We start from the raw sequence: 20,699 nt of genomic DNA on the forward strand, positions 1-20,699 counted from the left end.
TAAATTTGATCGCCAGTTGCTAGCCGAGGAAGCGCTTGACGAGTCGGTTCACCTCGTTCGCCGCCTCCATCTGCACCATGTGCCCCTGCCCCGCCAGCACTTCAACGAGCGCATCCTTGCCTGCGGCCCGCGCGTGCGCGACCGGGATGATCCGGTCGTTCTCGCCCCAGATCACCAGCACCGGTTTGCCGAGGCCCCCCGCCACCGAGGCGAGCACGGTCGCCTGCCGGCCGTTCCCGAACAGCGTGCCGCTGATCGTGCGCAGCGCGGCATCGACGCCTTCGAGGCGCTTGTACTTCAGCATGTCGTCGATGAGCTGGCGCGTGACGAGGCCGGCGTCCGAGAACAGCTCGGTCAGCACGGGCTTGAGCGCGCGGCGATCGCCCGCGGCGACGAAGCCGTCGAGGTAGGCGCCGTTGATCTCGTCACCGAGCGCGGCGCTCGCGATCAGCGTCAGCGATTTCACGCGCGCGGGCGCCGCCTGGGCGAGCGCGAGCGACACCGCACCGCCCATGGAGTGGCCGACGAAATGGGCCGAGTCCAGCCCCACCGCGTCCATGAAACCGGTCACGGCGGAGGCGAGCGTCGCGAGCGAGCCGTCGCCGACGTCCTTCACCGATTCGCCATGGCCCGGCAGGTCGAGCGCATACACCGCGCGATCGGCCGCGAGCGCCTCGTGGTTGAAAAGCCAGTTGTTGAGGTCGCCGCCGAAGCCGTGAACCAGGATCATCGGCTCGCCGCCCTCCCCACGTTTCAGGTAGCGCAGCTTGCGGCCGCCAACCTCGATCTTCTCGGGCTTCGGCCCGGCGTCCTCGTCTTCACCCGAATCCGGCGTAAAGTTCGCGAGGAAGTCCGCGACGGCCGCGTCGATCTCGGCGTCGGGCACTTCGGCATCCGCGACGACGCCGAGGAGCCCGCCGACCGGCAGCACGTCCTCGGCCGCGGCGATCTGGCGACGCAACACGCCCGCGACCGAGGCTTCGACCGCGCCGGCGATCTTCTCGCTCTCGACCTCGACGATCTCGTCGCCCACGGCGATGCTCTCACCGATCTCCTTCAACCAGCCATTCACCTTCCCCTCCTGCATCGAGAGGCCCCACTTGGGCATGGTGAGCTTATGAATCGCAGACATCAGCGGTACTCCTTGACTCGGGTGACGGCCGCTTCGATGCGGGCCGGACTCGGAACGTAAAGATCTTCCAGCGCGTCGCTGAAGGGCACGGGCACGTGCGGCGCGGTGACCTGCTCGATCGGCGCCTTGAGCGCGCCGAAAGCCTTCTGCGCGACGATGCCGGCGATGTCGGAGGCCATGCTGCAGCGGGGCGTCGACTCATCGACGATCACGAGCCGCCCGGTCTTCTCGACGCTTTCGAGAATCGTGTCCTCGTCGAGTGGCGAGGTCGTGCGCGGGTCGATCACTTCGCAGTGGATGCCCTGGTTCTGCAGCGCCGCGGCCGCGGTGAGCGCCTGGTTCACCATGCGACCGAAGGCGACGATGGTCACGTCGTCGCCCTCGCGCGCGACATTGGCCTCGCCGAATGGGATCGCGTAACTCTCCTCCGGCACCTCGCCTTCCATCGTGTACAGCACCTTGTGCTCGAGGAAGATCACCGGGTCGTTGTCGCGGATCGACTGGATCAGCAGGCCCTTCGCGTCGTACGGGTTCGACGGCACGACGACCTTCAGCCCCGGGATGTGCGTGAACATGTTGTACAGGCACTGCGAGTGCTGCGCGGCCGCACGGAAGCCCGCGCCGTACATCGCGCGGATCACGACCGGCGTCTCGGCCTTGCCGCCGAACATGTAGCGGAATTTCGCCGCCTGGTTGTAGATCTGGTCGAAGCACACGCCAATGAAATCGACGAACATCAACTCGGCGACCGGACGCAGTCCGTTGCAGGCCGCGCCGACCGCCGCCCCGACGTAGCCGGATTCGGAGATCGGGGTGTCGAGCACGCGGCCCGGGTACTTGTGGAAGAGGCCCTTCGTGACGCCCAGCACGCCGCCCCAGGCATCCTCCTCGCCCGGAGCACCGGCGCCACCGGCGTTGTCCTCGCCCATGATGATGACGCGCGGATCGCGCGCCATTTCCTGGTCCAGCGCCTCGTTGATGGCCTGCTGGTAGGTGATCTTTCTTGCCATTTGGATGTCTCCTTCGATTTCTTCGAGGTCACTCAGTACGATACGTAGACGTCGGTCAGCAGGTCGGCCGGCGCGGGCTTGGGATCGGCCTTCGCGCGCACGACCGAGTCGTCGATCAGCGTCTTCACCTCGCGATCGATCGCATCGAGCTGCTCGTTGGTGATCTCGCCGTCGGCGGTGATGCGGCGGCGGAACTGCAGCAGGCAGTCCTTCGTCTCGCGCAACTTCTGCACTTCGCCGGGCGCGCGGTAGGTCTGCTGGTCGCCCTCGAAGTGGCCGTAGTAGCGCGACAGCTTCACCTCCAGCAGGGTCGGACCGCCGCCTTCGCGCGCGCGCCTGATCGCCTCGCCCGCAGCCTTGTGCACGGCGAAGAAGTCGAAGCCGTCGACGATCACGCCCGGCATGCCGAAGGCGGGCGCACGGTCGGCGATGTTCTCGCAGGGCACCGAGTACTTCGACGAGGTCGCCTCGGCGTAGCCGTTGTTCTCCGCGACGAAGATCGCCGGCAGCTTCCACACCGCCGCCAGGTTCATCGCCTCGAAGATCGTCCCCTGGTTCGATGCGCCGTCGCCGAAGAAGCACACACCGACGTCCTGCGTGCCGCGGATCTTCGCGGCTAGCGCGGTGCCGCAGATCAGCGGACCGCCGCCGCCGACGATGCCGTTCGCGCCGAGCATGCCGACCGACAGGTCCGCGATGTGCATCGAGCCGCCCTTGCCCTTGCAGGTGCCGGTCGCCTTGCCCCAGATCTCGGCCATCATCCCGACCGGATCCACGCCCTTCGCGATGCAGTGGCCGTGGCCGCGGTGGGTGCTGGCGATGTAGTCATCGCCCGTCAGGTGCATGCACACGCCCGTCGCGGAGGCTTCCTCGCCGGCGTACAGATGCACGAAGCCGGGAATCTCGCCGGTCGCAAAATCGGTATGCACGCGTTCCTCGAACTCGCGGATCGTGCGCATGATCCGGTAAGCCTTGAGCAGGCTCTCGCGGTTCAGTGTCTCGCTCATCATTGCTCCTCGCTTGGTTGAAGGTGTCGAGTGCCGCGGCGCCTGCACCGATTGCCGCGGACCTGGACTTCCTTCCGCACGGGGCGTGCCACCTCCCCGCCCACACGCCTCGCCGACTGCCTGCACCACTACGCAAGCACATGAAAAGACAGATGAAACCGCAGACATGCTGTCGCACCGGATCCCCGCGATCGACTTCGGAGGGGCCCCAAATCCACGTCGTCCGCCACATCCGCTGAGACACCCGGCCCGGGAATCGCGGGACAGCCGTCTCAGGCGAGTGAGACACCTGTCCGCATTGATTTCACGCCGGTCCGGGAATAGGCTGAAAGCAAAGGAAAAAGCACTTCTATCCAATACATCCGGCGCGGGACGCCGGAGACGAGAGGAAGGCAATGAGGAGACCTCAGGAGATCGTCCAGCACGTCGGACGCGTGATCGACGTCGTCGAACGCGGCCTGCCGCTCGGACGCGACAGCACTTTCGAGCGCCTCGCGCGCTCGTGGCGGCGGTCGCTCAGTACCCATCAGGTCGACCCGGCGCTCGCGACCACGCCGCGCGTCGTCACTGCGCAGGAGCTGCGCGAGCATCGCGACCGCATCGACGCCTTCATGCGCATCGCGCGCGAAGGCATGGACCGCCTGCACGCGCAGCTGCGGCCGGTGAACTACTGCGTGCTGCTCACCGACGCCGACGGCGTGACGGTGGATTTCCGCACCGTCCCCGAACTCGACAAGGAATTCAAGGCGGAAGGCTTCCGCGTCGGCACCTGCTGGTCGGAGGCGCTCGAAGGGACCTGCGGCGTCGGCACGGCACTGATGGACGGCCAGCCGATGCTCGTGCACCGCGACGAACACTTCCGTTCGCACAACATCGCTTTCAGCTGCAGTTCGGTGCCGATCTTCGGCCCCGACGACCGCCCGGTCGCCGTGCTCGACGCCACCGCCCTGCACGCCCCCACTCAGCGCGAAAGCCAGCTCCTCGTCTATCGCCTCGTGCTCGACCGCGCGCAGCAGATCGAGAACGCCTTCGCCTGGTACAACCTGCGCCCCTACTGGGTGCTGCAGCTCGGGCGGCTGGCCGAATACCTCAGCGTTCAGACCGACTACCTCGTCGCCTTCGACGACAGTGGCCACATCGTCGGCGGCAACCGTCGCGCACGGCTGGAACTCCTCGACGGCGACGGCGGGCCTGCGCCGGCCTTCATCGACGACCTCTTCGAATGCACGACGAACGAGATCCTCGCCGCCGCGCACGCGCACCCCGGACAGGCCTTCCCGTTGCGCGTCACCGCGAACGGCGAACGCCTCTTCGCGATCCTGCGCGCCCCGGCGACGCGCACCCGCAGCGGACTCGCGCGGTCGCAGAGCGAGGACGAATCGGCCGACGACGGCGTGCGCGCGCAGATCCCCGGCTTCTCGCACCTCGCGCTCGACGACGCGCGCCTGCGCGGCAACGTCGAACGCGCGCTGAAGGTCGCCAACCGCGACATCCCGGTCATGCTGCTGGGCGAGACCGGCACCGGCAAGGAAGCCTTCGCGCGCGCGATCCACGACTACAGCGAGCGGCGCGACAAGCCTTTCGTCGCGCTCAACTGCGCCGCGATCCCGGAGACGCTGATCGAGAGCGAGCTTTTCGGCTATCGTGACGGCGCCTTCACCGGCGCACGCAGCAAGGGCGTGCGCGGCAAGATCCTGCAGTCCGACGGAGGTACGCTCTTCCTCGACGAGATCGGCGACATGCCGCTGCAACTGCAGAGCCGGCTGCTGCGCGTGCTCGCCGAAGGCGAAGTGCTGCCGCTGGGCGCCGAATCGCCGACGCCGGTGCGCCTGCACGTGATCTGTGCGACGCACCAGGACCTGCCCGAGCTCGTGCAGCAGGGGCGCTTCCGCGAAGACCTCTACTACCGCCTCAACGGTGCGGTCTTCCTGCTGCCCCCGCTGCGCGAGCGCGACGACATCCGCGGCGTGATCGACAAGGTCACGCGCGAGGAAGCCGCGGCGATGGAGCGTTCCGACCTGCGTCTCGCCGCGACGACGCTCGACGCGCTGGCCCGCCACGACTGGCCGGGCAACATCCGCCAGTTGCGCCACGCGATGCGCTACGCCTGCGCGATCGCCGACGGCGACGCCGTCGAACTCGAGCATCTGCCGCCCGATCTGTTCCGCGCTCGCCCCGGCGGTCACGCCGCGGCGCCACGCACCGATGCCTTTGACGACGCCCCGCCGCTGCGCCTGCCCGCGCCCGCCGACGCCCCGCGCCGGCCGCTATCGAACGCCGAAGCGGAACTCCGCGCCCTGATGCTCACGGCATTGCGCCGCCATCAGTGGCAGGTCACGGTGACCGCCCGCGAATTGGGCATGTCGCGCGCCACTTTCTACCGCAAGATGGCGCGGCTGCAGATCGTCAGCCCGAACCGGCGGGAGTTCGATGCGTGATGATGCGCCTCGGAGACTGACCATGACCGAGAATTCCCCCGGCACCGGTTCCACCGCCGACCGCCAGTTCGTCCATTCGCGCCTGATCGATGCCCCGCGGGAGCGCGTCTTCAAGGCGTTCAGCGATCCGTCGCACCTTGCCCGTTGGTGGGGCCCCAAGGGCTTCAGCAACACCTTCGACGAATTCGACTTCCGCCCCGGCGGCGCCTGGCGATTCGTGATGCACGGTCCGGATGGCACGAACTACCCGAACGAGAGCGTCTTCACCGAAATCGTCGCGCTCGAGCGGATCGTCCTGGAGCATCTCTCCGGGCATCACTTCGAATTGACCGTCACGCTCACGGCACAGGGCGAGCAGACGCTGCTCGGCTGGCGGCAGGTCTTCGATACGGCAGAAGAACGGCAACGCATCGCCGCGTTCGTGACCGAAGCCAACGAGCAGAATCTGGATCGCCTCACGGCGGAGTTGCGGCACGTGAGCCGACACCGCGGCGGCTGACGTCGACATTGTCGGCTGCCATCCGGACCCGTCTTCCACGCCAGCGACCTAGGACTGCGTCCCGAGAAAACGCAGGTAGGCCACCAGCTCCCAGATCTGCTCCGCGCTGAACGCCGCGCCCCACGGCGGCATCACGTCCGCACCGACGCGCCCGTGCGTGATCGTCTCGAACATCACCGCCACCGGCAGATCCTTGCGTCCCTTGAAATCCGGCGCGCGACCGCCGACGCCCTCGAAGCCGTGGCAATAGCCCGCGCAGGTCTTGTTGAAGCGCTTGCGGCCGGCCTCGATGCGCGCCGGATCGGCGAGGTCGAAAGGCGCGGCGAACTGGCCGCCGGCGGGGGCGGCCTCGCGCGCCGGCTCGACGGCCGCGGGGCCGACCGCGACGCTGTTGAAGGACAAGCCCGCGAGAAGGCTCAACAGGGAGAGGGCGCGCACAAACATGATTGTTCCATCCATGGCAAGGCGAGTGCAGAAAGGACGGGGCGGCGATCCGCAGCCGCCCCGTGAAGAAGGGCGGGAAGCAGACCCGCCCAAGGAGGAAGAAGGAACGGAAGCGCTCAATCCACCGTGAAGGCGATCAGCGCCGCCCCGCCCGGCAGATCCTTGATCTGCGGATAGGCCCCGGCGAGGAAGCCCGGCGCATGCGAGCCCAGCCCCGTTGGCACGACGACGTACTGGCGCCCGCCCGTGGCATAGCTCACCGGCCCGCCACGCAGCCCCGAGCCGGCGTTGAAGCGCCACAACTCCTTGCCGTCGTCGGCGTCATAGGCGTAGATGCGCCCTTCCATGTCGCCCGTGAACACCAGCCCGCCGGCCGTGGTCAGGACGCTTGAGAGCGGCGGCAGCTCGTAGCGGATGCTCCACTTCACCTTGCCCGTCAGCGGATCGCGCGCATCGAGCCGGCCGTGCGGCTTGTCGGCGGGCGGCGGCACGAGCTTGATCTCGTCGATGCCGAGCGACAGCGAGGAGATCGCCGTGAGGTTCGCCGGATCGTCGCGCCCGGCGACGACCTCGTTGCACACTTCCATCGCGTGCGAGTACCACAGCCCCGTCTGCGGGTTGAACGCACCGTGGTTCCAGCTGCGCGCGCCGAGGAGGTTCGGGCAGAACAGCTTGCGCTTGCCCTCCTCCGGATACACCGGGTCGATCAGCCGCCCGGTCTTCGGGTCGATGCCCTTCACCCAGTTCACGTGCTGCGCGAACTGCCACACGTTCTCGAGCTTGCCGTCGTCCTTGTCCATCACGAACACGAAGCCGCTCTTGTTCAGATGCACGATCACGTCCTTGCCGTCCGCGCCCTTCACCATCAGCGCCTCGTACGCGGAATCGAAGTCCCAGGAGTCGTGCGGGATCTCCTGCCGCGCCCACTTCAGCTTGCCGGTCTTCGGATCGAGCGCGAGCAGGCTCGCGGTCCACTTGTTGTCGCCCTTGCGGTCGGCGTTGAAGTAGTCCGGCGCGGCGTTCGAGGTGCCGATGTAGATCGTGTCCGTGCGCGGGTCGTAGGTCCCCGGCATCCACGCGCTGCCGCCGCCGCGCTGGCGCGAGTCGCCCGGCCAGCTCTCGGGGTCGTCGCGCAGGATCTCGAAGGTCCACGCGGGCTTGCCGGTGTCGGCATTCACCGCATGGATCTTCCCGCTGATCGGCTGGTCGCCGCCCGTCGTGCCGCCGAAGAGCACGTCGCCGGCGAGCTGCGGCGGCGCCGAGAAGAGCGCCCCGTACTGCGACTTGAGGTCCGTGAGCTGCGTCGACCAGACCTCCTTGCCGGTCTTCTGGTCGAGCGCGACGAAGCGCCCGTCGAGCGTGCCGAGGAATACCTTGCCGCGCCCCACCGTCACGCCGCGGCTCGCAGCCGCATAGAAAGTCTGCTTCGACAGCGGATCGAGCTTCGGCTCGTAGCGCCACAGCGTGCGCCCGCTCGCCGCATCGACGGCCCACACGTTGTTGTTCGCCGACACGTAGTACAGCACGCCATCGACCACGATAGGCGTGGCCTGGATGCCGTGGGTGATGTTGCCTGGCTGGTGGATCCACGCGACCTTCAGCCGCGCCACGTTGTCGCGGTTGATCTGCGCCAGCGGGCTGAAGCGCCACGCGTTGAAGCTGCGGTGGTACTGCGGCCAGTTGTCCGGGTCGTCGTAACCCGGGCCGCTCGCGGCTCCGACGCTTCCCGACAGCGCCCCCGCACAGGCGAGCGCGACGACCAGTTTCTTCATCTTCATGGTGTGTTCCTCCGCAATCGATCGCGCTTACCAGGCGTAGGCGTACTTGAGATTGAGGCTGTCGGTCGCCCCGTGGCTTTCGCCCGCGATGCCGCGCGAGTAGCGCAGGGTGATCGACTGGTTGCCGTAGTACTTGAACATCACGCCGATACCGGCGGTCGTCTCGTGGCTTGCGGGCCGCTTCACGCCGGCGGCGCGGTCCCGCCAGCCTTCCTGACGCTCGTAGTCGAGCGCGAGGAAGGGCTCGATCGCGTCGTTGATCTGGTAACCGAGGCGGTGATTGGTGTGGAACAGCGTTCCCGGCGTTGCATCCGCCGCGGTCGATTCGCCGAAGAACACGAAGCCCGCATCCGCCGTATAGGTCAGCCTGCCCAACTGCACGTCCCAGAACAGGCTCGACAGGTTCTTCCACACGTCGCCGCCGCCGATATCCTGATCACCGACCGGCACCTGCATGAAGGTCTGGAAGCCCAGCGTCGAGTTCGCGCTCGGCTTGTACCAGGCCGCGAAGCCGGTGATCGGGTCGCCGATGCCGCTCGCCGAGCTGCGCGTGTCCGAGTTCCGCACCCCGACTTCAGGGACGATGATCTCGTACGCGAGCCCGACCTTCGGATTCGACTCCGGCGTCCAGAAGCGCACGTATTTCGACAGGCCGACGATCGTGCGCGTCCTCGCCGCGCGCCGGCGGTCGCCGTCGGCGTCCCACTGGCGATCACCGTCCTGGAAGGTCGCGTACTGCACGAACACGTTGAAGGGCTTGAAATCGACCGGCAGGTCATACTCGTGCGGGCCGATCACGTCGAGCGTGACCTGCGCCTGGGCCGGCACGACCGCGCCGAGGGCAGCGGCGACGAGTGCCGCCCGCCAGGGCCGCGACGCGGCGACGGCGCGGCCGCGGCGGCGGCCGGATTGTTTCTTGTGCATTGAATGTCTCCTCGTTGTGTAGTGCTTGCACAGGAGACGAGCGCACCGATCGCTGCCCGCCCCCCTGCAGCTCACGCGAATCCCGTGCCACGACCGGTTTTCTTTTTCTTCAATGACTTGCGGGACACCGATGGCCCGCCGCGAGACAGCCGTCTCGATACGCGGGTGAGACGAACGAAACATCTGTCGCAGAAGCAGGCGGTCGGCTACATGAGTTCGCGATTAGCCTGGCGACTTGTCAGCTCGGGGAGGTTTCGGTAGCGTCGCCCGCCTGCTCTCCCATTTCGAGGTAAGACCGTGCAGCGCCAGATTCCCAACGTCGTCAGCATCGCCGGGGTCGACCCCAGCGGCGGGGCCGGCGTGTTCGCCGACATCAAGACCTTTTCCGCACTCGGCGCCTACGGCTGCGGCGTCGTCGCCGCGCTCACCGCGCAGAACACGCAGGCGGTCACCGGCGTGCACACGCCGCCGACCGACTTCCTGCGCCTGCAGATCGACACCCTGTTCGCGGATGTCGCGATCCACGCGGTCAAGCTCGGCATGTTGGGCAGTGCCGAGATCGTCGCGACGGTCGCGGACCGCCTCGCACACTTCGACGCGCCCTTCGTCGTGTGCGACCCGGTGATGGTCGCGAAGAGCGGCGACCATCTGCTCGCACGCAACGCGGTGGCGATGCTGATCGAAGCCCTGCTGCCGCGCAGCTTCATGATCACGCCGAACCTTCCGGAAGCCGGCGTGCTGCTGGAGCAGCGCCCGCCCGAGACGGTGAAGGAGATGTACCGCGCCGCCGAGCGCCTGCGCGAGATGCTGCCGCTCTCGTCCGAGCGCTGGGTGCTGCTCAAGGGCGGTCACCTCCCCGGCAGCGATGTCGTGGACCTCTTGTTCGACGGCGACCGCATGATCGAACTGCCCGCGCCGCGCATAGAGACGAAGAACACGCACGGCACCGGCTGCACGCTGTCGTCGGCGATCGCCGCCCTGCTGCCGCAGCGCGCCGGCGGCTTCCGTCCGGTCGAAGCGGCTGTGCGGGATGCGCGCGATTACCTGCTGCGCGCGATCGCCGCTTCCGGCGCGCTGTCAGTCGGCAAGGGGCACGGTCCCGTGCACCACTTCCACCGCTGGTGGCCGTCCGCCTGAAGCGACGGGCACACCACGGCGCGCCGGTCGGCGCCGATGCGCCAAGGCGTCAAGCCGCGGCAATCTCCCTCACGCCGACTTGAGCCGCTTCCACAGGGTCGTGCGCGACATCCCGAGACGTCGCGCCGCCTCCGCCTTGTTGCCCCCCGATTCCTCGACGACGCGCAGAATCTGCGCACGCTCCTCGTCTTCGGTCAGCCCTGACGTGTAGTAGTGCGTCAGCGGGACGCCAGCAGGGGGCGGCGCTGCAACGGATACCGCCAGTTCCCGCTGCAGGTGCCGCGGCAGGATCGTCGGGCCGTCGGCGTTCACCACGGCGTATTCCAGCGCGTTGAAGAGCTGGCGCACGTTGCCCGGCCAGGCGAAGGCTTCCATCATGCCGATGGCCTCCGGCGACAGGCGCAGGTCGGGCCGCCGGTAGCGCTCGCCCAGCTCGCCGAGCAGCCTGCCCGCGAGCAGCGGGATGTCCTCGCGGCGCTCGCGCAAGGCCGGCACATGCAGCGGCAGCACGTGCAGCCGGTAGTACAGGTCCTCGCGGAACTCGCCGCGGGCGACCATCGCGGCCAGGTCGCGGTGCGTTGCGGCGACGACGCGGACGTCGACCTTGCGCGGGTGGTTCTCGCCGACACGCACGACCTCGCGCTCCTGCAGCACGCGCAGCAGCCGCGTCTGCGTCGCGGGCGAGATCTCGCCGATCTCGTCGAGCAGCAGCGTGCCGCCATTGGCCGCTTCGAAACGGCCGACCCGCATGCCGGTGGCGCCCGAGAAGGAGCCCTTCGCGTGACCGAACAGTTCGGACTCCTGCAGGCTCTCCGGCAGCGAAGCGCAATGCACGGCGACGTACGGCCCCCTTGCGCGCGCCGAGTTGTCGTGCAGCGCACGGGCGACGAGCTCCTTGCCGACACCGCTTTCGCCGGTGATCAGCACGTTGGCGTCGCTCGCGGCGATGCGCAGCACCTTCTGGTAGAGCTCCTGCATCGCTCGGCTGCGGCCGGTGAGTCCGCCGAGTTGCCAGCGGTCGCGCACCTCGGCTTCGAGTTCGACCTCGCGGGAGCGGTCGCGCAGGATGATTGCGCAGTACAGGTCGGAATCATTCGGCGGCAGCAGCATCGCCCACATGCGCAGCGGCATGTCGAGGCCGGCGGGCGTCCGGAGGACGATGTCCTGGACCTTGTCGTCCTCGCCCTTCGCCGGCGTCAACGAACATCGGCCGCGGTCTTCGCACGCGCGCGCGCATTCGGTGCCGGAGAACAGCGTCGGGCACAGCCCATCGATGACGCGCTGATTGTCGCACCCGATCATGCGGCCGGCCGCGCTGTTCATTTCGAGCACACGCCGGTCGGCGTCGAGAAACAGGACGCCCTCTTCGAGGCTGTCGAGAAACACGCGCAAGGTAGCCAAGCTCGGCATGGAGATCGCCCTTCCGTTCAGATTGAACGTTCGCAATGAACGTCCAGTGTGGATCGATGAACGCATTTGAACATCCACGCCGCGACGGAAAAATGATTGGCATCAAGCGGTTGGCGAACGTGGCACGGCACTGGCTATGTGCAGTTCAGGGGGACACCCATGTCCCGACCACGAACACATGGACAGGAGAACCCATCGTGCAACCCATTGCCTGGCAACTATCACTCGTCTTGATGACGCTCGTGGCGTTCGGCTTCGCCTTTGTCGCCATCAATTCCGGCCGGCGACAGGACGACTATGCGCCGCTGCAGAAACGCGCCTACCGCCTGCGCACCCGTCTCTTCTGGGGGCTCGTGCTGGTGTTCGGACCGGCCATGATCTACACGCTCACGGATCTGCCCTATGGCGCCGCGCGTGCCCGGACCGGCTCGGGCCCCTTGCAGGTCATCGACGCCACCGGCTACCAGTGGCGCTGGGAACTGAGCCAGGACCACGTCACCGCCGGCCGGCCGGTCGAATTCCGCGTCACCAGCGCGGACGTCAACCACGGCTTCGGCATCTACGACGCGAACCTGCATCTGGTCGCGCAGACACAGGGGATGCCCGGCTACACCAACACGCTGCGCCACACCTTCGAGGAACCGGGGACGTACCGGATCCTGTGCATGGAGTACTGCGGCGTCGCACACCACAACATGATGACCGAAATCCGCGTCGACGCTCGGTAAGGGAGGACTCGAACATGGCGACCTACGCATACGAACACCGCCCCGACCACGGGGCGAAGGCCGGCGTGCTGGCCTATCTGGCGACCTCGGCGGCGGTGTTGCTGCTGATGATGGTCTTCGGCCTGCTGATGCGCCTCGAGCAGGCGCAATGGATCTCGATCGGCGCCGACCGCTTCTACCAGCTGATGACGCTGCACGGCGCCGGCATGGTCGGCATCGCGGCGATCGCGGGCGCGTCGGTGATGTGGCACTTCCTGCGCCAGTACGTCGACCTGTCGTCGCGCATCTTCATCGCGAACCTCGTACTGTTTCTCGCCGGCGTCGTGATGATTCTCGCGAGCGTGCTGCTCGGCCGCTTCCACGGCGCATGGACCTTCCTGTTCCCGCTTCCCGGCAAGTCGATGGGCATGTGGAGCGCGGACGCGGCGGCGCTCTTCATGGGCGGGCTGCTCGTGATCGGCGTCGGCTTCCTGCTGCTGCACCTCGACGTCGCCCGCGCGATCGTCGCGCGCTACGGCAACTTCGCGCGCGCGCTCGGCTGGCCGCAGCTCTTCGGCCACGACGACGGCAAGGCACCGCCGCCGACGGTGGTCGCGAGCGCGATGGTCACCATCGTCAACGTCATCGGCCTGGTCGTCGGCGCGAGCATCCTGACGATGATGCTGGTGAATCTCTACGTGCCCGGCTTCGACATCGACCCGCTGCTCGCCAAGGGGATGATCTACTTCTTCGGCCACGTCTTCATCAACGCGACGATCTACATGGCGGTGATCGCGGTGTACGAGATCCTGCCGCGCTACACGCAGCGGCCGTGGAAGTCGAACAAGGTGTTCCTCGCCTCGTGGACCGCGTCGACGCTGATGGTGCTGTTCATCTTCCCGCATCACCTGCTGATGGACTTCGCGTTCCCGAAGTGGATGCTGATCATGGGCCACATCATCGGCTACCTGAACACCGTGCCCATTCTCGTCGTCACCGGCTATGGCGCGCTGATGATCGTCTATCGCTCCGGCATCCGCTGGGACATGGCGTCGAAGCTGCTGTTCCTGTCGTTGTTCGGCTGGGCGGCGGGCGCGATGCCGGCCTTCATCGACGGCACGATCACCGTCAATTACGTGATGCACAACACGCTGTGGGTGCCCGGGCACTTCCACACCTACCTGCTGCTGGGCATGGTGACGATGGTGTTCGGCTTCATGTACTACCTCGGCAAGCCGGACCACGAGACCGACGACCGCCCGATCGACCGCATCGCGTTCTGGCTGTTCACGTCGTCGGTGCTCGGCTTCACGCTGAGCTTCCTGTATTCCGGCAAGGAAAGCGTCGCGCGTCGCTACGCCGCCCACCTGCCCGAATGGGTGCCGTACGACCGCATCGCGTCGGTGTTCGCGGTGCTGGTGATCGCCTCGGCGCTGCTGTTCGTCGGTCGCTTCTTCGCCCGCATCGGCCTGGCGCGTCACGACTACCAGCGTGCGCCGCTCGCGCGCGCCGCGACCGCGTGAGCTGCAAACAATGAAAGCGGTCGCGCGCAGCGTCACCGTCACGGCCCTGGTGACCGTCCTCGGCACCGGCGCCTTCTGGTGCGGCACCGACGGTTTCAAGGCCTTCACCGCCGAGACCGCACGCCGGGCCGACATCCTGCGCACGCCGCGCCCCTTGCCCGCGGCCATCCTCGAAGACCAGGACGGCCGCGTCTTCCGCCTCGACGACTACCGCGGACGGCTGCTCGCGGTGGAATTCATCTATACCCGCTGCACGACAATCTGCAATAGCCTTGGCGCGGCGTTCAAGCAGATCCGCGACCGCGTGCCGGCCGACGCGCTCGGGCGCGACGTCGCGCTGCTGAGCATCAGTTTCGATCCCGGGCACGACGATCCTGCGAACCTGAAGGCCTACGGGACCCGCCACGGCGCCGACGGCGAGCACTGGCGGATCGTGCGCGTGCGCGACGCAGATCAGCTGCAGGCGCTGCTCGGCGCCTTCGGCATCGTCGTGATTGCCGACCGCTTCGGCGGATTCGAACACAACGCCGCGATCCACCTCGTCGGCCGCGACGGCCGGCTCGCGGAGATCGCCGACCTCGATGCCCCGCTGCGCTTCGCCGACAGACTCAGGGAGGCGCTGTGATCAACGCCGCCACGCGCGCCGGCATCGGCCTGCGCATCCTCGTCGCGCTGTACCTGCTGCTGGCGACGCCGGCAGCGCGCACATGGCTCGAAGCGACGATGAGCGGCCACATGCTCGTGCAGATCCCGCTGCTCGCGGCCCTCGGCTTTATCGCCTGCCGCCTGTTGCCGGAGGCCTGGCAGGAAACGCTGCTCGCCGCCGCGGGCGGCCCGGTCCCGCACGTCGTCGTCGCGCTGTTCGCATCGACCTGGTGGATGCTGCCGCGGGCGCTCGACGAGGCGCTCACGCACTTGCCGGCCGAAGCGGCCAAATTCGTCAGCCTGCCCCTGCTCGTCGGGCTGCCGCTCGCGCTCGCATGGCGCCGGCTCGGTTCGATCGGCCGCGGCTTCCTCTGGACCAACTTCATCAGCATGCTCGCCGTGCTCGGCTGGCTCTATATCGCCGCGCCGGTACGGGTGTGCAACAGCTATCTGGTCGACCAGCAGGAGAGCGCCGGCTGGCTGATGGTGAAGCTCGCCGTGCTGCTGTTCGCAGGATGGCTCGCCTCGCTGTTCGTCGGCGGCCACGCGGAGTGCGGCGCCTCCGACATTACCGGCGCGAAAGCCGCAGGCACGCTAGGGCGCGCCTCTCCGCAGAATTCCACGTAATAGAATGTTTCGTTCCGATTTTTGGTGATTTACATGCGCCAAAGTTTGGCGTAACGTGTCGCAACTTACCTAGGGGTCCTTGCATCCGCCTTCGTTGCGGCTGCCGGGTGAGAAAAACCCTTTGAACCTGATCCGGGTAATTCCGGCGAAGGGAAGCGTAGGTGCAGTCTTGCGCCTCCTCCTTCCGGTCGTCCGCCCGGCCCTGCCCCACCGAGGAGAACGCATGAACGCCACCGAAAAATTCATCGCCGCGCAGGCCCACGTCGACGAGGCCGCGATCGCGCCGCTGCCCAATTCCCGCAAGGTCTACGTCGAGGGCTCGCGCCCGGACATCCAGGTGCCGATGCGCGAGATCTCGCAGGCCGACACCCCGACCGCGTTCGGCGGCGAGAAGAACCCGCCGATCTTCGTCTATGACACGTCCGGGATCTACACCGACCCGACGGCCAAGATCGACATCCGCTCCGGCCTGCCCGCGCTGCGCCAGCAGTGGATCGAGGAGCGTGGCGACACCGAAGTGCTCGCCGACCTGTCGTCCGAGTTCGGCCGCATGCGCGCCGCCGACAAGAGCCTGGACGAGCTGCGCTTCCCCGGCCTGCACCGCCATCCGCGCCGCGCCAAGGCCGGCGCGAACGTCTCGCAGATGCACTACGCGCGCAAGGGCATCATCACGCCCGAGATGGAATACGTCGCGATCCGCGAGAACATGAACCGCCGCGCCTACATAGAGACGCTGCGCGCTACGGGCCCGACCGGCGAGAAGATGGCCAAGCTGCTGACCCGCCAGCACCCGGGCCAGCATTTCGGCGCCTCGATCCCCGAGGAGATCACACCGGAGTTCGTGCGCTCCGAGGTCGCGCGGGGCCGCGCGATCATCCCCAACAACATCAACCACCCGGAAAGCGAGCCGATGATCATCGGCCGCAACTTCCTCGTGAAGATCAACGCCAACATCGGCAACTCGGCGCTCGGCTCGTCGATCTCGGAAGAGGTCGACAAGATGACCTGGTCGATCCGCTGGGGCGGCGACACGGTGATGGACCTCTCCACCGGCAAGAACATCCACGAGACGCGCGAGTGGATCATCCGCAATAGCCCGGTGCCGATCGGCACGGTGCCGATCTACCAGGCGCTCGAGAAGGTGAACGGCAAGGCCGAGGACCTCACCTGGGAGATCTTCCGCGACACGCTGATCGAGCAGGCCGAACAAGGCGTCGACTACTTCACGATCCACGCCGGCGTGCTGCTGCGCTACGTGCCGATGACCGCCAACCGCATGACCGGCATCGTCTCGCGCGGCGGCTCGATCATGGCGAAGTGGTGTCTCGCGCACCACAAGGAAAGCTTCCTCTACACGCACTTCGAGGACATCTGCGAGATCATGAAGGCCTACGACGTGGCCTTCTCGCTCGGCGACGGCCTGCGCCCCGGTTCGATCTACGACGCCAACGACGAGGCGCAGCTGGGCGAGCTGAAGACGCTGGGCGAGCTCACCGACATCGCGTGGAAGCACGACGTGCAGACCATCATCGAAGGTCCGGGCCACGTGCCGATGCACCTCATCAAGGAGAACATGGATCTCCAGCTCGAGCACTGCAAGGAAGCGCCCTTCTATACGCTGGGGCCGCTCACGACCGACATCGCCCCCGGCTACGACCACATCACCAGCGGCATCGGCGCCGCGCAGATCGGCTGGTACGGCACGGCAATGCTGTGTTACGTGACGCCCAAGGAGCACCTGGGCCTGCCGGACAAGAACGACGTCAAGGAAGGCATCATCACCTACAAGCTCGCCGCCCACGCCGCCGACCTCGCGAAGGGCCACCCCGGCGCGCAGATCCGCGACAACGCGCTGTCGAAGGCGCGCTTCGAGTTCCGCTGGGAAGACCAGTTCAACCTCGGCCTCGACCCGGACAAGGCGCGCGAATTCCACGACGAGACCCTGCCCAAGGAGTCGGCCAAGGTCGCGCACTTCTGCTCGATGTGCGGCCCGCACTTCTGCTCGATGAAGATCACGCAGGACGTGCGCGACTTTGCCGCGAAGGAAGGCCTCAAGGAAGAGGAAGCCCTCGCGAAGGGTATGGAAGTGAAGTCGGTCGAGTTCGTGAAGGCCGGCGCCGAGGTGTACAAGAAGCTCTGATGCCGCGTCGCAACGCAGGCAGGTGACAACGGGCCGCCCAGTGCGGCCCGTTTCTTTTGTACGTCGTTCCGCGGGATCAAGGTAAACCCCGAGCCCAATCCGGGCAGCCGCGGCGTCTGAGCTGTTGCACAGGCCCGCCGGACTGGGTAAAGTTTTTCTATAAGCACTTAATAATTTACTTACATCAATAGAGAGAGAAATTCATGGATGCACGTATTGTGGCAGGGAGCCTTGCGCTCCTGCTCGCGGCGGCGCCTGCGCTCGCCCAGGACGCCTCCAGGGTCAGCCTGATCGACCGTCCCGCCCCCGCCCTCGACAAGCTGCCGAAAGACGCCTACGGCGAGCTCGTGCGCTACGGCTACGAGCTGTCGACGCGCACCTTCGCGTTCATCGGACCGGAGGTGCAGAATCGCAAGATGCGCTTCGCAGGCAACAACCTCGCCTGCACGTCCTGCCACCAGAACGACGCCACCAAGCCCTTCGCAATGCCGTGGGTCGGCGTCTCCGCGACCTTCCCGCAGTACCGCGCACGCGAAGACGCGATCAGCACGGTCGAGGAGCGCGTGAACGGCTGCATGGAGCGCAGCATGAACGGCAAGCCGCTGCCGCTGGATTCGCATGAGATGAAAGCCTTCGCGGCCTACATCCACTACGTGTCGCGCGGGGTCCCGATCGGCGCGCGCGTCGAGGGCGCCGGCACGAAGCCGATCACTGTGCCCAACCGCCGCGCCGACCTCGCCGCCGGCGAGGCCGTGTACGGGGCCAAGTGCGCGGCCTGCCACGGCGCCGACGGACAGGGACAGCGCCGCGGCAAGGCCGGCGACGCCGAGGGCTACGTATTCCCGCCGCTGTGGGGCAAGGACACCTTCAACAACGGCGCCGGCATGAACCGCATGCTCACCGCAGCCGCCTTCATCAAGCACAACATGCCGCAGGGCACGACGCACGCGGCCCCGGTCCTGAGCGACGATGAAGCCTTCGACGTCGCCGGCTACGTGCTGTCGCAGCCGCGCCCGATCAAGGCCGGTCTCGACAAGGACTTCCCTGCGCGCTGGAACAAGCCGGTCGACGCCGCCTTCCCGCCCTACGTCGACGGTGCCTCGGCCGAGCAGCATCGCTACGGCCCCTATCCGCCCCTGACGGAGCTTGCAAAACAGCGCGCCGAAGCGTTGAAGGCCGCGCGCGAGGCAGCGGCAAGCCGCTGAGTTCGGGCCGCGGGGGCGAACTTCGCCCCCATCACCCCCTCCAATGTGAGTGCGCCGCTGCAGCCGTGCGCAGCCGCGGCGCACCCGCAATGGAGGATTCCACCATGCGCAAATTGCTTGCAGCGGTATTCACGGCGCTCGTTGCAGCCGTTCTCGTGCCGGCCACAGGATGCGCGACGGCCGCAAAGGACGGCACGCAGTCGCCCGCGCCATCGCGCGACAGCATGCGCGGCGGCGGCGGGGGCTACTGACCGGGCCGCCGACAGTTTCGTCCGGGCGCCTCGCGGTGCGACAATGGCGGATCACCCACGCGTGCCGCCGCCATGACCACCGACCAGTCCCTGCCGATCGCTGCCATCGTCTATCGCCCCACCGACCATATCGAGCCGGTGCTCCTGGAGGCTGCACGCGCACTGGCCGAACTGGGGGTGCGGCTCGGCGGCATCCTGCAACACGACATCGCGACGACCATCAACGATCCCTGCGGCATGGAGCTCGAGGACCTCGCGACCGGCGAGCGCTTCCCCCTGTCGCAGGATCTCGGCAGCGGTTCGGAAGCGTGCCGTCTCGACCCGAACGCGCTCGCGCACGCCGCGGTCGCGGTGCGCGGCGCGCTGGAGCGCGGGACGCAGGTGGTGTTCATCAACAAGTTCGGCGCACAGGAAGCGAGCGGATCGGGCCTGCGCTCCGAGATGGCGATGGCAGTGACGAGCGGCGTGCCGGTCATCACGGCGGTCGGGGAGCGCTTCCTCGCCGAATGGCAGCACTTTACCGGCGGCCACTCCACGCTGCTCGAACCGAAGGTCGCCGACATCCTCGCATGGTGGCGCGCACTGCCCGCGCGCACCTGAACGATGGAGTGCCGCCCGGCCTGCGCGGCCTGCTGCATTGCGCCGTCCATCTCCAGCCCCATCCCCGGCATGGAAGGCGGCAAGCCTGCCGGCGTGCGCTGCGTGCAGCTCGACGAGGCCGACCGTTGCCGCCTGTTCGGCGACCCGCGCCGTCCGGCCGTGTGCGGCAGCCTCGCGCCCAGCCCGCAGATGTGCGGCACGCATCGCGAGGCCGCGATGCGGTGGCTCGCCGATCTCGAGCGGCTCACCGCCCCGGCCTGACGCTTACTTCCCGTTGCAACTGAGGGACGATTTGTGCGGCCCTGCAACATGACGAGGGGTATCATCGCGCCTTTCGTTCATCATTGCCCCGGCACACGCCGTCACGCCTCATGGATCTCGCCCAGCTGTTCGTCGCCCTGATTCTCGGCATCATCGAAGGCCTCACCGAATTCCTGCCGGTCTCCTCGACCGGCCACCTGATCATCTTCGGCGACCTGCTCGGCTACAACGACGAGGCGAGCAAGGTGTTCAAGATCGTGATCCAGCTCGCGGCGATCCTCGCCGTGTGCTGGGACTACCGCGAACGCCTCGCGCGCGTCGCAGCCGGCGTCGCCAGCGATCGCGCCGCACAACGCTTCGTGGGCCTGCTGATCGTCGGCTTCCTGCCCGCGGCGGTGCTGGGAGTGATGTTCCACTCGAAGATCAAGGCCCTGCTCTTCAACCCACTCACGGTCGCCACCGCGCTGATCGTGGGCGGCCTCGTGATCCTGTGGCTGGAAAAGCGCAGCTACCATCCGCGCATCAATGCCGTCGACGAGATGCGCTGGCCCGACGCACTCAAGGTCGGCTTCGCGCAGGCGCTGGCGATGATTCCCGGCACCTCGCGCTCGGGCGCAACCATCATGGGCGGGCTGGTGTTCGGCCTGTCGCGCAAGACGGCGGCGGAGTTCTCCTTCTTCCTCGCGATCCCGACGATGTTCGCCGCCACCGCGTACGACCTCTACAAGGCGCGCGACATGCTTCACGCCGGCGACCTACCGGTGTTCGCCGTAGGCTTCGTCGCCTCCTTCGTCGCCGCGATGTGGGCGGTGAAGACCTTCATCCGCTTCGTCTCCAACCACACCTTCATCGTCTTCGCGTGGTACCGCATCGTCTTCGGCCTCATCGTGCTGGCGACATGGAAGTTCGGGCTGGTCGCGTGGAGCGAGATCTGAGCGACCGGGAAGCCGCCGGACGTGGT

20 protein-coding genes and 1 riboswitch are annotated in these 20,699 nt (G+C 67.4%); of the genes, 13 read left to right on the plus strand and 7 right to left on the minus strand.

From position 1 onward, the window contains the following. Nucleotides 1–19: 19 nt before the first annotated feature. The 3 genes from GO615_RS09610 to GO615_RS09620 are packed head-to-tail and all read right to left on the minus strand — an operon-like array spanning nucleotide 20 to nucleotide 3,149. Nucleotides 20–1,132 carry an acetoin dehydrogenase dihydrolipoyllysine-residue acetyltransferase subunit gene (locus GO615_RS09610; RefSeq protein ID WP_169127343.1) on the minus strand — a complete coding sequence of 371 codons (1,113 nt, stop codon included), beginning with the start codon at nucleotides 1,130–1,132 and terminating at the stop codon, nucleotides 20–22. Continuing rightward, entirely contained in the window at nucleotides 1,132–2,142 is a 1,011-nt protein-coding gene (locus GO615_RS09615; protein WP_169127345.1) for an alpha-ketoacid dehydrogenase subunit beta, read from the minus strand. Before GO615_RS09615 ends, GO615_RS09610 begins: the two co-directional genes overlap by 1 nt. Nucleotides 2,143–2,174: 32 nt before the next feature. Continuing rightward, nucleotides 2,175–3,149, minus strand: coding sequence for a thiamine pyrophosphate-dependent dehydrogenase E1 component subunit alpha (locus GO615_RS09620; protein ID WP_169127347.1), 975 nt, complete (start codon nucleotides 3,147–3,149; stop codon nucleotides 2,175–2,177). 395 nt (nucleotides 3,150–3,544) lie between these two features. Between GO615_RS09620 and GO615_RS09625 the strand changes: the two genes are divergently transcribed. Next, nucleotides 3,545–5,587 (plus strand): sigma-54-dependent Fis family transcriptional regulator, encoded by a 2,043-nt coding sequence (locus tag GO615_RS09625; RefSeq protein ID WP_169127349.1) that lies wholly within the window; start codon nucleotides 3,545–3,547, stop codon nucleotides 5,585–5,587. Between the two features lie 22 nt (nucleotides 5,588–5,609). Further along, entirely contained in the window at nucleotides 5,610–6,086 is a 477-nt protein-coding gene (locus GO615_RS09630; RefSeq protein WP_169127351.1) for an SRPBCC family protein, read from the plus strand. A 48-nt stretch (nucleotides 6,087–6,134) separates the two neighbouring features. Here the strand turns inward: GO615_RS09630 and GO615_RS09635 are convergent, their stop codons facing one another. From GO615_RS09635 to GO615_RS09645, 3 genes are all read right to left on the minus strand, one after another. After that, nucleotides 6,135–6,530, minus strand: a complete 396-nt coding sequence (locus GO615_RS09635; RefSeq protein ID WP_169127353.1) for a c-type cytochrome — start codon at nucleotides 6,528–6,530, stop codon at nucleotides 6,135–6,137. Nucleotides 6,531–6,646: 116 nt separating this feature from the next. After that, nucleotides 6,647–8,308 carry a pyrroloquinoline quinone-dependent dehydrogenase gene (locus GO615_RS09640; RefSeq protein ID WP_169127355.1) on the minus strand — a complete coding sequence of 554 codons (1,662 nt, stop codon included), beginning with the start codon at nucleotides 8,306–8,308 and terminating at the stop codon, nucleotides 6,647–6,649. Between the two features lie 27 nt (nucleotides 8,309–8,335). After that, nucleotides 8,336–9,232: a transporter gene (locus GO615_RS09645; RefSeq protein WP_169127357.1), complete on the minus strand. Its 897-nt coding sequence runs from the start codon at nucleotides 9,230–9,232 to the stop codon at nucleotides 8,336–8,338. A gap of 297 nt (nucleotides 9,233–9,529) precedes the next feature. Here GO615_RS09645 and thiD point away from each other — a divergent pair, with 297 nt between their 5' ends. Next, a complete protein-coding gene (gene thiD / locus GO615_RS09650; protein WP_169127359.1) occupies nucleotides 9,530–10,369 on the plus strand; it encodes a bifunctional hydroxymethylpyrimidine kinase/phosphomethylpyrimidine kinase in 840 nt (279 codons plus the stop codon). 69 nt (nucleotides 10,370–10,438) lie between these two features. On the opposite strand, the gene GO615_RS09655 is transcribed toward thiD, so the two are convergent. Further along, a complete protein-coding gene (locus tag GO615_RS09655) occupies nucleotides 10,439–11,779 on the minus strand; it encodes a sigma-54 interaction domain-containing protein (RefSeq protein WP_169127361.1) in 1,341 nt (446 codons plus the stop codon). Nucleotides 11,780–11,976: 197 nt separating this feature from the next. On the opposite strand from GO615_RS09655, the gene GO615_RS09660 reads away from it, so the two are divergent. The 10 genes from GO615_RS09660 (at nucleotide 11,977) to GO615_RS09705 (ending at nucleotide 20,673) form a co-directional block, all read left to right on the plus strand. Then, nucleotides 11,977–12,507, plus strand: coding sequence for a cupredoxin domain-containing protein (locus tag GO615_RS09660; protein ID WP_169127363.1), 531 nt, complete (start codon nucleotides 11,977–11,979; stop codon nucleotides 12,505–12,507). 14 nt (nucleotides 12,508–12,521) lie between these two features. After that, a complete protein-coding gene (locus GO615_RS09665; protein ID WP_169127365.1) occupies nucleotides 12,522–14,009 on the plus strand; it encodes a cbb3-type cytochrome c oxidase subunit I in 1,488 nt (495 codons plus the stop codon). Nucleotides 14,010–14,019: 10 nt separating this feature from the next. Next, nucleotides 14,020–14,634, plus strand: a complete 615-nt coding sequence (locus tag GO615_RS09670; protein ID WP_169127367.1) for an SCO family protein — start codon at nucleotides 14,020–14,022, stop codon at nucleotides 14,632–14,634. Then, complete coding sequence (locus GO615_RS09675; protein WP_339379995.1) at nucleotides 14,631–15,281, plus strand: hypothetical protein; 651 nt, start codon at nucleotides 14,631–14,633, stop codon at nucleotides 15,279–15,281. The genes GO615_RS09670 and GO615_RS09675 overlap by 4 nt, the downstream gene beginning before the upstream one ends. Nucleotides 15,282–15,342: 61 nt before the next feature. Next, nucleotides 15,343–15,452: riboswitch (TPP riboswitch) on the plus strand. Between the two features lie 52 nt (nucleotides 15,453–15,504). Beyond that, entirely contained in the window at nucleotides 15,505–17,421 is a 1,917-nt protein-coding gene (gene thiC / locus GO615_RS09680) for a phosphomethylpyrimidine synthase ThiC (RefSeq protein ID WP_169127369.1), read from the plus strand. Nucleotides 17,422–17,624: 203 nt separating this feature from the next. Beyond that, complete coding sequence (locus GO615_RS09685) at nucleotides 17,625–18,626, plus strand: c-type cytochrome (protein WP_169127370.1); 1,002 nt, start codon at nucleotides 17,625–17,627, stop codon at nucleotides 18,624–18,626. Between the two features lie 104 nt (nucleotides 18,627–18,730). Further along, a complete protein-coding gene (locus GO615_RS09690; RefSeq protein WP_169127372.1) occupies nucleotides 18,731–18,877 on the plus strand; it encodes a hypothetical protein in 147 nt (48 codons plus the stop codon). Between the two features lie 72 nt (nucleotides 18,878–18,949). After that, complete coding sequence (locus GO615_RS09695) at nucleotides 18,950–19,477, plus strand: DUF2478 domain-containing protein (protein WP_169127374.1); 528 nt, start codon at nucleotides 18,950–18,952, stop codon at nucleotides 19,475–19,477. A 3-nt stretch (nucleotides 19,478–19,480) separates the two neighbouring features. Next, on the plus strand, nucleotides 19,481–19,738 hold the full coding sequence (locus tag GO615_RS09700; protein ID WP_169127376.1) for a YkgJ family cysteine cluster protein: 258 nt from the start codon (nucleotides 19,481–19,483) through the stop codon (nucleotides 19,736–19,738). A gap of 110 nt (nucleotides 19,739–19,848) precedes the next feature. After that, on the plus strand, nucleotides 19,849–20,673 hold the full coding sequence (locus tag GO615_RS09705) for an undecaprenyl-diphosphate phosphatase (RefSeq protein WP_169127378.1): 825 nt from the start codon (nucleotides 19,849–19,851) through the stop codon (nucleotides 20,671–20,673). Nucleotides 20,674–20,699 lie beyond the last annotated feature (26 nt).

Source organism: Aromatoleum evansii (assembly GCF_012910805.1).
GTDB classification, from domain to species: Bacteria; Pseudomonadota; Gammaproteobacteria; order Burkholderiales; family Rhodocyclaceae; genus Aromatoleum; species Aromatoleum evansii.

What these genes read in the sequence shown, in the direction of transcription:
- GO615_RS09700 (WP_169127376.1), top strand. Translation starts at nt 19,481, where the DNA reads ATGGAGTGCCGCCCGGCCTGCGCGGCCTGCTGCATTGCGCCGTCCATC.
- GO615_RS09695 (WP_169127374.1), top strand. Translation starts at nt 18,950, where the DNA reads ATGACCACCGACCAGTCCCTGCCGATCGCTGCCATCGTCTATCGCCCC.
- GO615_RS09665 (WP_169127365.1), top strand. Translation starts at nt 12,522, where the DNA reads ATGGCGACCTACGCATACGAACACCGCCCCGACCACGGGGCGAAGGCC.
- GO615_RS09625 (WP_169127349.1), top strand. Translation starts at nt 3,545, where the DNA reads ATGAGGAGACCTCAGGAGATCGTCCAGCACGTCGGACGCGTGATCGAC.
- GO615_RS09630 (WP_169127351.1), top strand. Translation starts at nt 5,610, where the DNA reads ATGACCGAGAATTCCCCCGGCACCGGTTCCACCGCCGACCGCCAGTTC.
- GO615_RS09640 (WP_169127355.1), bottom strand. Translation starts at nt 8,308, where the DNA reads ATGAAGATGAAGAAACTGGTCGTCGCGCTCGCCTGTGCGGGGGCGCTG.
- GO615_RS09685 (WP_169127370.1), top strand. Translation starts at nt 17,625, where the DNA reads ATGGATGCACGTATTGTGGCAGGGAGCCTTGCGCTCCTGCTCGCGGCG.
- GO615_RS09645 (WP_169127357.1), bottom strand. Translation starts at nt 9,232, where the DNA reads ATGCACAAGAAACAATCCGGCCGCCGCCGCGGCCGCGCCGTCGCCGCG.
- GO615_RS09690 (WP_169127372.1), top strand. Translation starts at nt 18,731, where the DNA reads ATGCGCAAATTGCTTGCAGCGGTATTCACGGCGCTCGTTGCAGCCGTT.
- GO615_RS09670 (WP_169127367.1), top strand. Translation starts at nt 14,020, where the DNA reads ATGAAAGCGGTCGCGCGCAGCGTCACCGTCACGGCCCTGGTGACCGTC.
- GO615_RS09635 (WP_169127353.1), bottom strand. Translation starts at nt 6,530, where the DNA reads ATGTTTGTGCGCGCCCTCTCCCTGTTGAGCCTTCTCGCGGGCTTGTCC.
- GO615_RS09620 (WP_169127347.1), bottom strand. Translation starts at nt 3,149, where the DNA reads ATGAGCGAGACACTGAACCGCGAGAGCCTGCTCAAGGCTTACCGGATC.
- GO615_RS09705 (WP_169127378.1), top strand. Translation starts at nt 19,849, where the DNA reads ATGGATCTCGCCCAGCTGTTCGTCGCCCTGATTCTCGGCATCATCGAA.
- GO615_RS09610 (WP_169127343.1), bottom strand. Translation starts at nt 1,132, where the DNA reads ATGTCTGCGATTCATAAGCTCACCATGCCCAAGTGGGGCCTCTCGATG.
- GO615_RS09615 (WP_169127345.1), bottom strand. Translation starts at nt 2,142, where the DNA reads ATGGCAAGAAAGATCACCTACCAGCAGGCCATCAACGAGGCGCTGGAC.
- thiC (WP_169127369.1), top strand. Translation starts at nt 15,505, where the DNA reads ATGAACGCCACCGAAAAATTCATCGCCGCGCAGGCCCACGTCGACGAG.
- GO615_RS09655 (WP_169127361.1), bottom strand. Translation starts at nt 11,779, where the DNA reads ATGCCGAGCTTGGCTACCTTGCGCGTGTTTCTCGACAGCCTCGAAGAG.